We start from the raw sequence: 13,383 nt of genomic DNA, 5'->3' as shown, positions 1-13,383 counted from the left end.
TCCGGGGAGCAGGAACATGATCACCGTCGCTGAACTCGCCACCGCCATCGGCGGAGAGGTTGCCGGAGACGGGGGGCTCGCGATCGCCGGCGCCTCCGAACCGGCCTCCGCCCGCGCCGACGAGATCGCGCTGGCGATGGACCAGGCCTTCGCGGCCGATCTCGCCAAGGGCGCGGCACGGAGCGCCATCCTCTGGCCCGGCGCCGACTGGCAGGCGCTTGGCCTCGGGGCTGCGATCTTCGCGCCCCGGCCGCGCTATGTCCTGGCCGGGGTCACCCGCGTCTTCGACCATCCGATCGGGCTCGCACCGGGCATCCACCCGAGCGCCGTGATCGACCCCAGTGCCGAGATCGGCGAGGGTGCGGCCATCGGCCCCTTCGTGGTGATCGGCGCGCGGGCGAAGATCGGGCCGCGCGCCCGCATCCTCTCCCATGTCTCGATTTCCGAGGATGTCGTGCTCGGGGCGGATGCGCTGCTCCACCCGGGCGTGCGCCTCTGTGCCCGCGTCCGCATCGGCGAGCGCTTCATCGCCCAGCCCGGCGCGGTGATCGGCGGCGACGGGTTCTCCTTCGTCACCCCCGTTCCCGGCCATGTCGAGGAGGCGCGCGCGACCGGCGCCATCACCGCCGAGGATCAGGCCTCCTACGTGCGCATCAACTCGCTCGGCGCCGTGGTCATCGGCGATGACGTCGAGGTGGGCGCCAATTCCTGCATCGACCGCGGCACCGTCGCCGACACCCGCATCGGCAACGGCACCAAGATCGACAACCTCGTGCAGATCGGCCACAACGTGAAGATCGGCGAGACCTGCCTCGTCTGCGGCCATGTCGCGATCGGCGGCAGCACGGTGATCCACGACCGCGTGGTGCTCGGCGGCAAGGCCGCCCTGGCCGATCATCTGGTGATCGGTGCCAATTCCATCATCACCGGCAACTCCGGCGTCGCGAGCAACGTGCCGCCCAACCGGGTGATGATGGGCTATCCCGCCGTGCCGATGGAGCGCAATGTCGAGATGTACAAGGCCCTGCGACGTCTGCCGCGGGTCATCGAGAAGCTCGTGGCGGTGCAAAAACCAGTTTCAAAAGCGGATCGGAACGAGTAGATCATCGCGAGCCATGGTCGACCGATGGAGGGGACATGTCAGATGCAGTTAAGGAAGCCGTGAAGGACAGGGTCGTCGCGATCCTTGCCGAGCAGGCCGTGATGAACCCGGCCGACGTGTCCAGTGATGCGACGCTCGAGGATCTCGGCATCGATTCCCTCGGGCTTGTCGAGGCGGTCTTCGCGATCGAGGAGAGCTTCGACATCCAGGTGCCGTTCAACGCAAACGAACCGGACAGTGGTGAATTCGATATCAGCTCCGTCGGATCCATCGTGGCCGCCGTCGAAAAACTGATCGCCGCGAAGCACTGACGTGTCAGACTGCCGGGTAGTGATTACCGGCCAGGGGGCCTTCAACGCCCTTGGCCGGAGTGCCGATGAAACGATGCGCGGAATGCGTGAGGGCCTCTGCGGCATCGGGCCGCTCGAGTTCCCGGATGTCGATCGCCTCTCCATCACGATCGGCGGCCAGGTCCGCGATTATGATCCGCAGGCGCATTTCTCCCGGCAGGAACTGACGCTCTACGACAGGTTCACCCAGTTCGCGCTGCTGGCCGCCCGCGAGGCGATCGCCCAGTCCGGCCTCGTCTTCGACGGCGAGCTTGCCGAACAGTCGGGCGTGGTGCTCGGCACCTCCGGCGGCGGGCTCGGCACCCAGGACGAGAACTACCGCCTGGTCTACCAGGAGGGGAAGAACCGGGTGCATCCCTTCGTGGTGCCGCGGCTGATGAACAATGCCGCCGCAAGCCACGTCTCGATGGTCCACAACCTCCAGGGGCCGTCCTTCACCGTCTCCACCGCATGCTCATCCTCGAACCACGCGATGGGCGAGGCCTTCCGGCTGATCCGCTCCGGCGAGGCCCGCGCCGTCGTCACCGGCGGCAGCGAGAGCATGCTCTGCTTCGGCGGGATCAAGGCCTGGGAGGGGCTGCGCGTTCTCTCGCGCGATGGCTGCCGGCCGTTCTCCAGGACCCGCAACGGCATGGTCCAGGGCGAGGGCGCGGCCGTCTTCGTCTTCGAGGAGCGCGATCACGCGCTCGCCCGCGGCGCCGAAATTCTCGCCGAAGTCAAAGGCTTCGCGATGACTTCTGATGCGTCCGACATCGTCATGCCCAACATGAAGGGCGCGATCCGGGCCATGCGGGGGGCGCTCCGCAGCGCGGGCCTCGCGCCCGAGGCCATCGGCTACATCAATGCCCACGGCACCGGCACGGCGGCGAACGACCGCACCGAATGCGCCGCGGTGCGCGAGGTCTTCGGCCCCCATGCCGACAGCTTGATGATCTCGTCGACCAAATCCATGCACGGCCACCTGATCGGCGGCACCGGCGCGGTCGAGCTGCTCGCCTGCATCATGGCGCTCCGCGACGGCGTGATCGCGCCCACCATCGGCTATGACGAGCCGGATACCGAATGCGATCTCGATGTGGTGCCGAACGTGGCCCGCGAGGCGCGTGTCGGTGCGGTGATGACCAACGCCTTCGCCTTCGGCGGGCTCAACGCCGTCCTGGTCCTGACCCCGGCGGAATAGAGGGCCTGGCCCGGAATTTCGCCGCCCGCGCCGGGCTTCGGCGCGGGCGGCGGGTTCGCGGGATTACTGCTTCAGCGGCTCGATCGAGTCGAGCGCGGCCGTGAAGCCCTTCAGCGAGACATTGAGCTCGACCGGCGTGCCCGGCGCCCCGACGGAGAAGAGCGTGAGCTTGGCCGTGGTGCCCTTCTGGTAGGCCTCGATCGACGCGGTATCGAGCGCGAAGCGCGCGAAGCATCCGGCGGCATCGCACCAGGTGAAGGGGAAGGAGCGCTTCTCGCCGCCGTCGATCTGCACGGCGAGGCCGGGCCGGAGCAGCGTGCCGAGCGGGGTGAGCACGGTGACACCGGCCACCGCGGGCGCGCCCTCGGGCAGACGCACGATATTGAGCTCGGCCACCGGGTTGTTCTGGGCATCGCGCGCGAGCTGATACATGAAGCATTCGCTCTCGTCCGGCGCGCAGCGCACCTCCCAGTCGCCATGGCTCTCGCGCAGCTTGATCCGCATCTCGGCCGCGGCGGGATCTCCGGCCGGAGCGGCCTCGGGGGCGGGCGCTGCCGGCGCCGGTGCGGCCGGTGCGGCGGGCGCCTCGGTCCCGGCCTCCTGGGCAAATGCAGGTGCCAGCGCCGCGCTCAGCGCAAGCGCCGTGGAAAGGGAAAGCGCCGCCAGTCTAGATCTCATGGGTCGCATGTTCTGCTCGGGTCCTGTCTTCTGGTTTCATGGGTTCAGACCTCCCACGGGCATGTCACTCCCCCCTCCGGCTGTCAACGGTCTGGGGGCGCAGGGTGGCGCGCGAGGATAACGCGGCCCCGCGCCCGAAGCCCGGAAGGAGCGCCGCAGAAGACGGGATGTATCGTGATGAAGAACGGCGCCCGGGCGGTAGCTCCGCAATAAAAAAGGGTACCGCGATCGGTACCCTTTTTCCGCAGTTTTCTGCGTTGTGTTCCCTGTCGGACTGGCCGAACGTCAGGCCCTGAACCTAAAGCAGCCGGTTTTTCCGGTCAAGCGCCAGAATCCATGCTGCGCCGCACAAGCTGCTGTAAAGTTAGGCAAAAATCACCGTCAAACGCTGTGGAATAGAGCGCGGCGGGGCAAAAAAAGAGCCGGCTCCATGCCGGCCCAAGTCAGAAGGGAGGAAGTCGCGTGCACAGGACCCTGAGGCTGCGACGCAGCTTTGACGTATAGGGCACAATGGTTAACATCGGGTGCAGTTCGGGTTTTATCCAATGGAATGCTCAGATGACGGCCGATGGAATTTTCGTGGGCGGCGGCGGCGAAGGCTACGCCGAGGCTCGCAAGCTGCTGTTGCGCTATGCCAACCGCCACGGCCTCATCACCGGTGCGACCGGCACCGGCAAGACGGTCACCCTGCAGATCCTCGCCGAGGGTTTCTCGGCCGCGGGCGTGCCGGTGGTGGTGCAGGACGTGAAGGGCGATGTCTCGGGGCTGGCGCAGCCCGGCGATCCGGCGGGCAAGGCGCATGAGGCGTTGAGCGCGCGCGCGACGCAGATCGGCATGGCCGATTTCGCCTACCGCGCCTTTCCGGCGGTGTTCTGGGATCTCTTCGGGCAGAACGGCCACCCGGTGCGGGCGACGATCAGCGAGATGGGGCCACTCCTGCTGGCCCGCATGCTCGAGCTCACCGAGGCGCAGGAGGGCGTGCTCAACATCGCCTTCCGCGTCGCCGACGAGCAGGGGCTGCTGCTGCTCGATCTCGCCGATCTGCGCGCCATGCTCACCTGGCTGGCGGAAAACGCGGCGGAGGTCGGGCGCACCTGGGGCAATGTCTCCACCGCCTCGGTGGGCGCGATCCAGCGCAAGCTGCTCGTGCTCGAGAACGAGGGCGCGACGGGCTTCTTCGGCGAGCCGCATCTGGCGCTCTCCGATCTCATGGCCACCGACGCGGGCCGGGGGCGGATCAATGTCGTGATGGCCGACCGCCTGATGCAGGCGCCGCGGCTCTACGCGATGTTCCTGCTCTGGCTGCTCTCCGAGCTCTTCGAGGAGCTGCCGGAGGTGGGCGATCCCGAGAAACCCGTCCTCGTCTTCTTCTTCGACGAGGCGCATCTGCTGTTCAAGGATGCGCCGAAGGCCCTCATCGAGAAGGTCGCGCAGGTGGTGCGCCTCGTGCGCTCCAAGGGGGTCGGGGTCTATTTCGTCACCCAGAACCCCGACGACGTGCCCTCCGAAGTGCTCAGCCAGCTCGGCAACCGCATCCAGCACGCGCTCCGCGCCTTCACCCCGCGCGATGCCAAGGCGCTCCGCCAGGCCGCCGAGACCTTCCGCCCCAATCCCGCCTTCGACACCGAAACGGCGATCCGCGAGGTCGGCACCGGCGAGGCGGTGGTCTCGCTCCTCGAGCTGAAGGGCGTGCCCGCGATGGTGAGCCGGGTGCTGATCCGCCCGCCGATGTCGCGCATGGGTCCGCTCACCGCCGAGGAGCGCGCCGCGGCCCTCGCCGCATCGCCGGTCGCCGGGCGCTACGACACCGCCATCGACCGCGAGAGCGCGAGCGAGATGCTTGCCGCCCGCGGCGAGAAGGCCGCCCGCGACGCGGCCCTGGCCGAGGAAATGCTCCGCGAGGCCGAAGCCGCCCGCAAGGCGCCCGCGCCGGCGCCCTCCGGCTCCCGCGGCCGCCGCTACGAGCCGGAAGCACCCCGCCGGAGCGGCGGCAACGGCAGCTCCCTCGGCGCCGATCTCGCGCGCACAGTGGTCAAGCAGCTCGGCACCCGCGAGGGCCAGCGCCTCGTCCGCGGCATCCTCGGCTCGCTCTTCAAGGGCCGCTGAGGCGCGTGTTCGGGAACCCGGCCTCCCGGCCCAGATCCTCGACGAGGCGGAACCGCTCCCAGACGATCTGCATGTCCGGGGAAAACCCGCCGTTCCGCGCGAAATAGGCGCCATGCCCGGCGCGCCACCCCTCGAGGCTCTCATCCTCGCCCTCGGCGCGCGCCATGGCTTCCGTCACCGCGTCGAACCGGCACCGAACCAGCGCGACCGTCTCGATGACGAGCGCCGGCGTGTCGTCCCAGTTAAGCGCGATGTCCCGCCGCCCGATCACCGGCATCGGCTCGCCGGCCTGAAAGTCCCGCAACGCGCCGCAGGTCGCGACCTTCTTGCCCGAGCGCACCAGGGCAAGAAGCGCTGCCGATGAGGCAGCACTGTCGCCAAACCTGAAGGTCTCGGCCGTCGGATAGCGCCGTTTCAGCGCGCGCACGTCCTCGATCATGTCCGCCCCCGATGCTGCCGGCCCCGATCCCCGCGTCATCTCGCACGGACGGGGCCTCGATTGAAGGGCTGCAAGCGCATCGGGGCCAGCCTGCGCCGATCATTGACGCGCGCGCCCGCGCGGCCTAACCCGGCACCAGCCCCGGCAGGCGCGTGATGCGCGGAGGCTTCGACCGGGCCGCACGGAGCGGCCTCGTCCGGCACGGCAGGTGTCGGCCCCTTTTCTCATGATTTCCGTGGAGCTCTCATGGAAGACCACGACATCCTGATCCGTCCGCTTGATGCGGCGACGGATATCGAAACCCTGTCGGGCATCTGGCTCGAAGCCTCCCTGAAGGCGCACCCGTTCATCGGAGAACCCAGGCTTCGGGAACAGCGCACCCTGATCGAGGATGAATACATGCCCAAGGCGGAGACCCTTGTCGCCTGGTGCGACGGTGCGCCCGCCGGCTTCATCAGCCTTCTGGGCACCTTCGTCGGCGCGATCTTCATCGCCCCGGCGCAGCAGGGGCGCGGCATCGGCCGCAAACTCATCGCCCATGCGCTTTCGCTCAAGGGGGAGCTTTCGCTCGAGGTCTACACCGCCAACGACGGGGCGGTCCGCTTCTATCGTGCGCTCGGGTTCACCGAAGCGTCGCGGCGGGATGTGGATGACTTCGGCTATCCCTTCCCGAATGCCCTGTTGAAGCTGAAGGCGTAGCAGGCGTGCCCCGCTCGATCAGGAGCGGGCCGGGGCGGGACGTCTTGCAAGGGCGGCCTCGATCTCCCCGGCAAGCGCCTCGATGGGGCGTTCGCCCTCCAGCGCGAGAACCGGTGCGGATTGCGCGGCCAGCCATCGCTGGTGCTGCGCGAGGTTGCGGCCGTCAAACGAGGGGTCGTCATAGCGCGATGCCCAGTCCCGGAACGCCAGATGCGCCCGGTGCATGTCACCGCCCGGCAGGATGCGGTCCCCGTGGCGCCGCGCCTCCCGCCGGTCCAGACGCGCGAGGCGGACCGGCGTCGGCGTATGGACAAAGACGACGAGATCGACGTCCCTTGCAAGATCGTCACCCCAGCCCATGAACGAGCCGGTCAGCACCCAGCCCGGGCAGGCCCGCTGGCGCGAGCGGATCAACCGCACCCGGTCGTCCGGGGCACGTTTCACGTGGAACGGCGGCTCGCTTGGCATCCAGTAGAAATCGTCGACATCGATCTGCGGAACATCCAGACGTTCAGCGATCGCCGCCCCCAGGCTCGATACGCCCGAGCAGGAGGCGCCGAGGAGATACAGTCTTGGCGTCATGAGGATCATCTCCGCTGGCGAAAGGCGGCAATCTGACCCCGGCGTCCGGGGAACGCACACTCACACGCCATTCATGATATGTTAACCAGGAAAATCCTGTAATTTCAAAGCCGTTTTTTGATTTTCACGGTGAAACGCCCCGTTTTCACCGTGAAATCCCCCGGCTTTCGCCGCCTCAGAGCTTGCGAATCCGGAGCTTGGTCAGCCGGTTGTTCTGCCGCTCCAGCACCTCGAAGCGGAAGCCGTGGAAGCTGAAGACCTGGCCTGCGTTCGGAATCGCCTGCGCCTCGTGGATCACCAGCCCCGCGACCGTATTGGCCTCCTCGTCCGGCAGGCTCCAGTCGCAGGCGCGGTTGAGGTCACGGATCGTCATCATCCCCTCGACCTCGACCGAACCGTCATCGCCGGGCTCGACCCCGCCCGGGGTTTCCATGTCGTGCTCGTCGGCGATCTCGCCGACGATTTCCTCGAGAATGTCCTCGAGCGTGATGAGCCCCTGCAGGGCGCCGTATTCATCGACCACCAGCGCGAAATGCGCCCGGCGGCGCAGGAATTCGCGCAGCTGTTCGTCGAGCGCCGTGGTCTCGGGCACGAAATAGGGCTCGACCGCGACCGCCATGATATCGAAATCGGCCAGCGCCTCGCTGGGGCGCTCGTTTTCGTGCACGATCTGGTGCAGCGCCCGAAACAGGTCCTTGGCATGGATCACGCCGACGATGTTCTCGGCATCGTCACGATAGAGCGGCAGCCGGGTGTGCGGCGAGCGCAGCGCCCGCTCGATGATCTCGGAGGGCGGTTCATCGGCATCGATCATCTCGATGTCCCGGCGGTGAAGCATGACCTCCTCGACGGCGCGTTGCCCGAGATCGAGCGCCCCGAGCAGCCGGTCGCGCTCGGCCTTCTCCACCGTCCCCTCGGAATGATGGAGCGCGATCGCCTCGGCGATCTCCTCCTGGGCGGCGAGGAAGTTCACCTTCGGATCGGTCTCGACCCCGAAGATCCGCAGGATCAGCCGCACGAGGATCTGGACTGCGCTGACGATCGGCGCGAGCAGCACCACGACCGTCCGGATCAGCGGCGAGACCTTGCGGGCCATCGCCTCCGAATTGGTGATGGCATAGGTCTTCGGCAGCACCTCGGAAAAGACGAGCACCAGCGCCGTCATCACCAGGGTCGCGATCGCCACCGCGCCCGAGCCGAGCAGCATGGTGAAGAGCGTCGTCGCGAGCGAGGTCGCGAGGATGTTGACGAGGTTGTTGCCGAGCAGGATCGCCCCGATCAGCCGCTCCTTGTCATCGGTCAGCCGGAGCGCCGTGGAGGCCGCCTGATCGCCCTTTTCGGCCATGCCGTGAAGCTTGCCGCGGCTGGCGGTGGTCAGCGCGGTTTCGGAGCCGGAAAAGATCGCCGAGAAGACCAGCAGCACGACGATCGCCACTCCGGTTCCGGCGATGGCCAGGAGGGAAGAGGCTTCACTTGCGGTGTCCATCGCGGTCGGGTCCTTGGGTTGTGATTGCTGGCGGTTATGGGCTCAGCGCGTGCCGCCTTCAAGAGGCCTGACATCGCGCCCGGTCACGTCCGCGTCGTCGATGTCGGCCAGCGGATGCTTCTCGAAGACGAGTTCGCGCAGCCGGGCATCGAGCACATGGGTATAGATCTCCGTCGTCGCAACGCTCGCATGCCCCAGGAGGGTCTGGATCACGCGGAGATCGGCGCCATGGGCAAGAAGATGCGTCGCGAAGGCATGCCGCAGGGTGTGGGGCGAGATCTTTGCCGGATCGAGCCCGGCCCGCGCCGCGAGCTCCTTGACCAGCAGGAAGAATCGCTCGCGGGTCATGTGGCCCCGCTTGCCGCGCGCGGGAAAGAGAAAGGCCGAGGCCGGACCCTTGCCCGCGACGAGCCGGGCATCCTCCGCCGCGTCGCGCAGATCGAGCCAGGCCTTGAGCGCGTCGCGCGCGGGTTCGGAAAGCGGCACCATCCGTTCCTTGCCCCCCTTGCCGCGCACGAGGATCATCCGCGGATCGCCCCGGACCGCCGAGACCGGCAGCGAGACGAGCTCGCTCACCCGGAGCCCGGTGGCATAGAGGATCTGCATGAGGCAGGTGTCGCGCACCCGGTCCATCTCCGCCGGGGCCGATCCCGCCGCATCGAGCAGCCGGTCGACCTCCGCCTCGCTCAGATGCCCGGGCAGGCTCCGGTGCCGCTTCGGCCCCTTGATGAGCGCGCCCGGATCGTCCTCGCGCCAGCCCTCGACGAAGGCGAAGCGGTAGAACTGCCGGATCGCCGAGAGCCTCCGCGCGCGCGTGGTCTGCGCCATGCCGCGATCGGCCTGATCGACGAGATAGGCCTCGATATCGGCACGGCCGGCGCTGGCGAATTCCTTGCCCTGGGCGGCAAGGAATTCCGAGAAGTCGCTGATGTCGCGGGCGTAGGACGCAATCGTGTTGGCCGCGGCATCCCGTTCGGCCTGGATTGCCTCGAGAAAGAGCGGAAGCCAGGACGCCGCCATCGCTCAGCGGCCCGTTTCCGGCCCGGTCAGCAGCGTCTCGGCCGCGATCTGCCGTGCCGCCGTCTCGAGACCGGTGGCCGCAAGCGCCCGGAGCGCGGCGCGGAGCGAGGGCGGGGCGGTCTCGCTCCCGTCCGCCAGCAGGTCGAGGGCCTCCAGGATCACCTCGCCCTGCCGCCCCTCGGCACTCTTGTCGGCGAGGCTGCGTTCGAGATGATCGGGCGGCGGCTTGCTGGCAAACGCCTCCGCCGCGGCAAGCGCCAGCGGATCGGTGTCGGGTCCCGGCGCATCCTGGGGCAGGGCGATGTCATGAAGCCGCGCCACGACGGCCTCGCGCACATCTGGCGTCGCGGGCAGGAACCGGGCCGCGGCCTCGGTCTCGCCCCCCAGAAGCAGAAGCTCGAAGAGCGCTCCGCGCGCCGCGCCATGATAGGCTTCCGGATCAAGCCCGGCGAAAGCGGCGGCATATTCCTGCGCCAATGCCACCCGCAGCCCGGATGCACGCAGCGCCGCATCGGCCGCGGGAAGCGCCGTGGCGATCCGGCCGGGCTCGGCGGAGGCGAGTGCCTCGTCGAGCGCCTGCACCGCCGCGGCTCGGTCCCATACACCGCCCGACGCTGCGGGCTCGCCCGCGCGATAGGCCGCAAAGAGAGCGGCGGGCCCGATCGCCCCCGAGATCACCAGCCGCTCGGCTGCCGAGATCCGCGTCCGCATCGGGGTGTGCTCGCCGAGATCGGCGTAGAGGAAGGCGAGCGGCAGGTTCCCCGGCGGCCGCGGCAGCCCGACCGCCTCGCGCATCAGGAAATCGAGCGGCGTCAGCGGATCGGGCGCGGGCGGATCCGGCTCGCCCTCGAAAAGCTCGGGATCGAGGAAGCGGGCCAGCAGGTCGCGCTCCTCCGGCGGGATCGAGCCGACCTCGTCGCCCATGGTGAGCGTGATCTCCGCCGCATTCCAGTCGCCGCCGCGCGCGAGGCAGAAGACCCGTGCGGGCAGGGTGGGAGAAAGCGCGGGATTGCGCCGCAGCGCCTCACAGGGCGGCTCGGCATTGTCGCTCAGAAGGCCGATATCGAACCAGCGCAGGAAGAGCGCGGGATCGGAGGGATCGACATAGAGGATCAGTGCCTCGGCCTGCTCGAGCGCTCCCATCGCCAGCAGCCGGTCGATGCGCGCCACGAGAAGCCCGGAGCCCGGATCGGAGCCGTCCGGCGGATCGGCCTCGGCAAGAAGCAGCTGGAGGAAGAGGGCGCGCGCCGCCGGAACCCCGGTGCCGCGGGCCGAGAGCACCGCCTCGCGCGCCTCCGCCGCTGTGGTCGGCCCCCAGAGATCGCGCCGGAAGCCGCTCGTCTCGGGGGTGAGGATGCCGACGGCGTCGCGGCTCGGCGCGCCGAGAGGCGTCACGGTGATCGGCTCGGGCCCGAGCGGCAGCGCGTCGGGCAGGGTGCCGGTCGCGGAATCAAAGCCGCCCTCGATGCTCTGGGAAAGCCACGGAATGGCGCTCCGCGGCGTCTCGGCATGGGCTGCAAGGCCGGAAAGACCCGCGTGGGCCGCAATCGCGGCCGCCGCAAGGCGAAGGAAACGTGCCTGGCTCACATCGCTTCGATGGGCACCGAGATCTCGGCGCGGGGCGCCGGGAGATCGGAGAACACCGCCATCCCCAGCAGGGCCGCTGCTCCGAGAATCACCAGGAAAAGTACCGCGCGAAAGAGGTGGCGCATATCGATCTGCTCTGCCCTTGCGGCTGCAATGCCGCTTTTTCAACTGTTCAATCACTGCTACTTGGCCGTAAACGCCTTAACGCAAAGTGTACCCGCCGAAAGCCCTGACAGCAATTGCCATGATCGACTCTGCCGCACCCGAGCCCGCACCCGGCACCCCGAACTACCGGCTGGCGCGCACGATCGTGCTCGTCGGGCTGATGGGTGCGGGCAAGACCAGCGTCGGCAAGCGCGTGGCGGCGCGGCTCGCGGTGCCCTTCACCGATTCCGATTCGGAGATCGAGGCGGCGGCGGGCATGACGATCCCGGAGATCTTCGCGAATTTCGGCGAGCCCGACTTCCGCGACGGCGAACGCCGGGTGATCGCGCGCCTGCTGACCGAAGTGCCCCGCGTGCTCGCCACCGGCGGCGGCGCCTTCATCGAGCCGCGCACCCGCGAGGCCATCGCCGAGGGCGGCGTCTCGGTCTGGATCCGGGCGGAGGTCGAGGTGCTCTGGGCACGGGTTCGCGGCAAGCCCGGCCGACCGCTGCTCGAGGCGCCCGATCCGCGCGGCCGCCTCGAGGAACTCGACCGGCTGCGCTCGCCGGTCTATGCGCAGGCCGACATCACCGTCGACAGCACCCGCGAGGCCAGCCACGAGGTGATGGCGCAGCGCATCATCGACGCGGTGCTCGAACATGACCGGCTGCATCCCGAGCGGCCGCCGACCCTGGAGATCGTGACCCCATGACCCCTGACGTGACCGCAGCCCCGGCCGCCGCGCCCGAAACCCTAGACGTCGCGCTTGGCGAGCGGTCCTACGGCATCCACATCGGACCGGGGCTTCTGGCGTCGGCGGGTCAAGCGATCGCGCCGCTCCTGCGCCGCCCGCGCGTTGCCGTCGTGACCGAGACCCGGGTCGCGGCGCTCCACCGCGCCGCGCTCGAGGCAGGGCTCGCCGCCGGGGGCATCGACTGCGACGTGCTCGAGCTGCCGCCGGGGGAGGCGACGAAGTGTTGGGCCCGGCTCGAGGAGACGGTGGAGTGGCTCATCGCCCGCAAGGTCGGCCGTGACGATGTGGTCGTGGCCTTCGGTGGCGGGGTGATCGGCGATCTCGCGGGGTTTGCCGCCGCCATCCTGCGCCGGGGTGTGCGCTTCGTGCAGATTCCCACGACGCTGCTTGCGCAGGTCGACAGCTCGGTCGGGGGCAAGACCGGCATCAACTCGCCCCAGGGCAAGAACCTCGTCGGCGCCTTCCACCAGCCGAGCCTCGTGCTCGCCGACATCGACCTCCTCGGAACGCTGGCGCCGCGCGACTATCTCGCGGGCTATGCCGAGGTGGCGAAATACGGTCTGCTGGGAGATGCTGCGTTCTTCCGCTGGCTGGAAGCAAACGGCGCCCGTGCCGCGCAGGGCGATCTCGCCGCCCGGATCCATGCCGTGCGGCGGTCCTGCGAGATGAAGGCCGAGATCGTCGCCCGCGACGAGACGGAGCAGGGCGACCGCGCGTTGCTCAATCTGGGCCACACCTTCGGCCACGCGCTTGAGGCTGCGACCGGCTATTCCGACCGCCTGCTCCATGGCGAGGGTGTCTCGATCGGCTGCCTGCTGGCCTTCGAGGCCAGCGCGGCCCTGGGGCTCTGTTCGCAGGAGGCGCCGAGCCGGGTGGCGGCGCATTTCTCCGCCATGGGCATGCGCACGACGCTCGCCGACATTCCCGGCGATCTGCCCGATGCCGACGGGCTCATGGAGCTGATGACCCAGGACAAAAAGGTCAAGGACGGGCGCATCGTCTTTGTGCTGGCGCGCGACATCGGCGAGGCCTTCGTCTGCCGGGATGCGGAGCTTTCGGTGGTGCGCCGGGTGCTCGCGGACGGCCTGCGTCTGCGGCGGGACTGACAATCGTTGCTGCGATGCAATGGCGGCCGGTAATTTCACGCACGATCGCAGGCCGGGGATGTATCTTTCTGCGAATCCGTTATATTTGAATCTTCGAGAGATGTTCCGACGCCCGCAGCAGAGAGAGGCTACCTGTTGTTAACCACGCCG

14 protein-coding genes are annotated in these 13,383 nt (G+C 68.7%); 7 read left to right on the top strand and 7 right to left on the bottom strand.

The window, feature by feature from the left end; translation table 11 throughout:
* The first annotated feature begins 16 nt into the window (after window positions 1-16).
* Genes lpxD through ACF66B_RS02465 form a run of 3 tightly spaced genes read left to right on the top strand, consistent with a single transcriptional unit; the run spans window position 17 to window position 2,632 of the window.
* Entirely contained in the window at window positions 17-1,102 is a 1,086-nt protein-coding gene (gene lpxD, locus ACF66B_RS02475) for a UDP-3-O-(3-hydroxymyristoyl)glucosamine N-acyltransferase (RefSeq protein WP_111428412.1), read from the top strand.
* A gap of 35 nt (window positions 1,103-1,137) precedes the next feature.
* Window positions 1,138-1,413, top strand: a complete 276-nt coding sequence (locus ACF66B_RS02470; protein ID WP_111428413.1) for an acyl carrier protein — start codon at window positions 1,138-1,140, stop codon at window positions 1,411-1,413.
* 1 nt (window position 1,414) lies between these two features.
* Complete coding sequence (locus tag ACF66B_RS02465) at window positions 1,415-2,632, top strand: beta-ketoacyl-[acyl-carrier-protein] synthase family protein (RefSeq protein WP_111428414.1); 1,218 nt, start codon at window positions 1,415-1,417, stop codon at window positions 2,630-2,632.
* 63 nt (window positions 2,633-2,695) lie between these two features.
* Here the strand turns inward: ACF66B_RS02465 and ACF66B_RS02460 are convergent, their stop codons facing one another.
* A complete protein-coding gene (locus ACF66B_RS02460; protein ID WP_162683144.1) occupies window positions 2,696-3,310 on the bottom strand; it encodes an invasion associated locus B family protein in 615 nt (204 codons plus the stop codon).
* A gap of 558 nt (window positions 3,311-3,868) precedes the next feature.
* Here ACF66B_RS02460 and ACF66B_RS02455 point away from each other — a divergent pair.
* Window positions 3,869-5,416 (top strand): helicase HerA-like domain-containing protein, encoded by a 1,548-nt coding sequence (locus tag ACF66B_RS02455; protein ID WP_111428417.1) that lies wholly within the window; start codon window positions 3,869-3,871, stop codon window positions 5,414-5,416.
* Here ACF66B_RS02455 and ACF66B_RS02450 read toward each other — a convergent pair.
* Window positions 5,403-5,855 carry an ASCH domain-containing protein gene (locus ACF66B_RS02450; protein ID WP_111428418.1) on the bottom strand — a complete coding sequence of 151 codons (453 nt, stop codon included), beginning with the start codon at window positions 5,853-5,855 and terminating at the stop codon, window positions 5,403-5,405. The two genes, ACF66B_RS02455 and ACF66B_RS02450, sit on opposite strands and share 14 nt — an antisense overlap.
* Before the next feature lie 246 nt (window positions 5,856-6,101).
* Between ACF66B_RS02450 and ACF66B_RS02445 the strand changes: the two genes are divergently transcribed.
* Window positions 6,102-6,554 carry a GNAT family N-acetyltransferase gene (locus tag ACF66B_RS02445; protein ID WP_111428419.1) on the top strand — a complete coding sequence of 151 codons (453 nt, stop codon included), beginning with the start codon at window positions 6,102-6,104 and terminating at the stop codon, window positions 6,552-6,554.
* An 18-nt stretch (window positions 6,555-6,572) separates the two neighbouring features.
* Here the strand turns inward: ACF66B_RS02445 and ACF66B_RS02440 are convergent, their stop codons facing one another.
* From ACF66B_RS02440 to ACF66B_RS02420, 5 genes are all read right to left on the bottom strand, one after another.
* Entirely contained in the window at window positions 6,573-7,136 is a 564-nt protein-coding gene (locus tag ACF66B_RS02440) for an adenylate kinase (RefSeq protein ID WP_111428420.1), read from the bottom strand.
* A gap of 175 nt (window positions 7,137-7,311) precedes the next feature.
* Window positions 7,312-8,622 (bottom strand): HlyC/CorC family transporter, encoded by a 1,311-nt coding sequence (locus tag ACF66B_RS02435; protein WP_111428421.1) that lies wholly within the window; start codon window positions 8,620-8,622, stop codon window positions 7,312-7,314.
* A gap of 42 nt (window positions 8,623-8,664) precedes the next feature.
* Window positions 8,665-9,642: a site-specific tyrosine recombinase XerD gene (locus ACF66B_RS02430; protein WP_111428422.1), complete on the bottom strand. Its 978-nt coding sequence runs from the start codon at window positions 9,640-9,642 to the stop codon at window positions 8,665-8,667.
* 3 nt (window positions 9,643-9,645) lie between these two features.
* Window positions 9,646-11,229, bottom strand: coding sequence for a hypothetical protein (locus tag ACF66B_RS02425; protein ID WP_111428423.1), 1,584 nt, complete (start codon window positions 11,227-11,229; stop codon window positions 9,646-9,648).
* Window positions 11,226-11,354, bottom strand: coding sequence for a hypothetical protein (locus ACF66B_RS02420; RefSeq protein ID WP_392663905.1), 129 nt, complete (start codon window positions 11,352-11,354; stop codon window positions 11,226-11,228). The genes ACF66B_RS02425 and ACF66B_RS02420 overlap by 4 nt, the downstream gene beginning before the upstream one ends.
* Before the next feature lie 119 nt (window positions 11,355-11,473).
* On the opposite strand from ACF66B_RS02420, the gene ACF66B_RS02415 reads away from it, so the two are divergent.
* Both ACF66B_RS02415 and aroB read left to right on the top strand, forming a co-directional pair.
* Window positions 11,474-12,085: a shikimate kinase gene (locus ACF66B_RS02415; RefSeq protein WP_111428424.1), complete on the top strand. Its 612-nt coding sequence runs from the start codon at window positions 11,474-11,476 to the stop codon at window positions 12,083-12,085.
* The gene (gene aroB, locus ACF66B_RS02410) at window positions 12,082-13,233 is read left to right on the top strand and encodes a 3-dehydroquinate synthase (protein WP_111428425.1); all 1,152 of its coding nucleotides are present in this window, start codon (window positions 12,082-12,084) and stop codon (window positions 13,231-13,233) included. Before ACF66B_RS02415 ends, aroB begins: the two co-directional genes overlap by 4 nt.
* Window positions 13,234-13,383 lie beyond the last annotated feature (150 nt).

The sequence above is a fragment of the Amaricoccus sp. B4 genome, assembly GCF_043226085.1.
GTDB lineage: Bacteria > Pseudomonadota > Alphaproteobacteria > Rhodobacterales > Rhodobacteraceae > Amaricoccus.
This window is presented reverse-complemented; position numbering and strand designations above follow the sequence as displayed.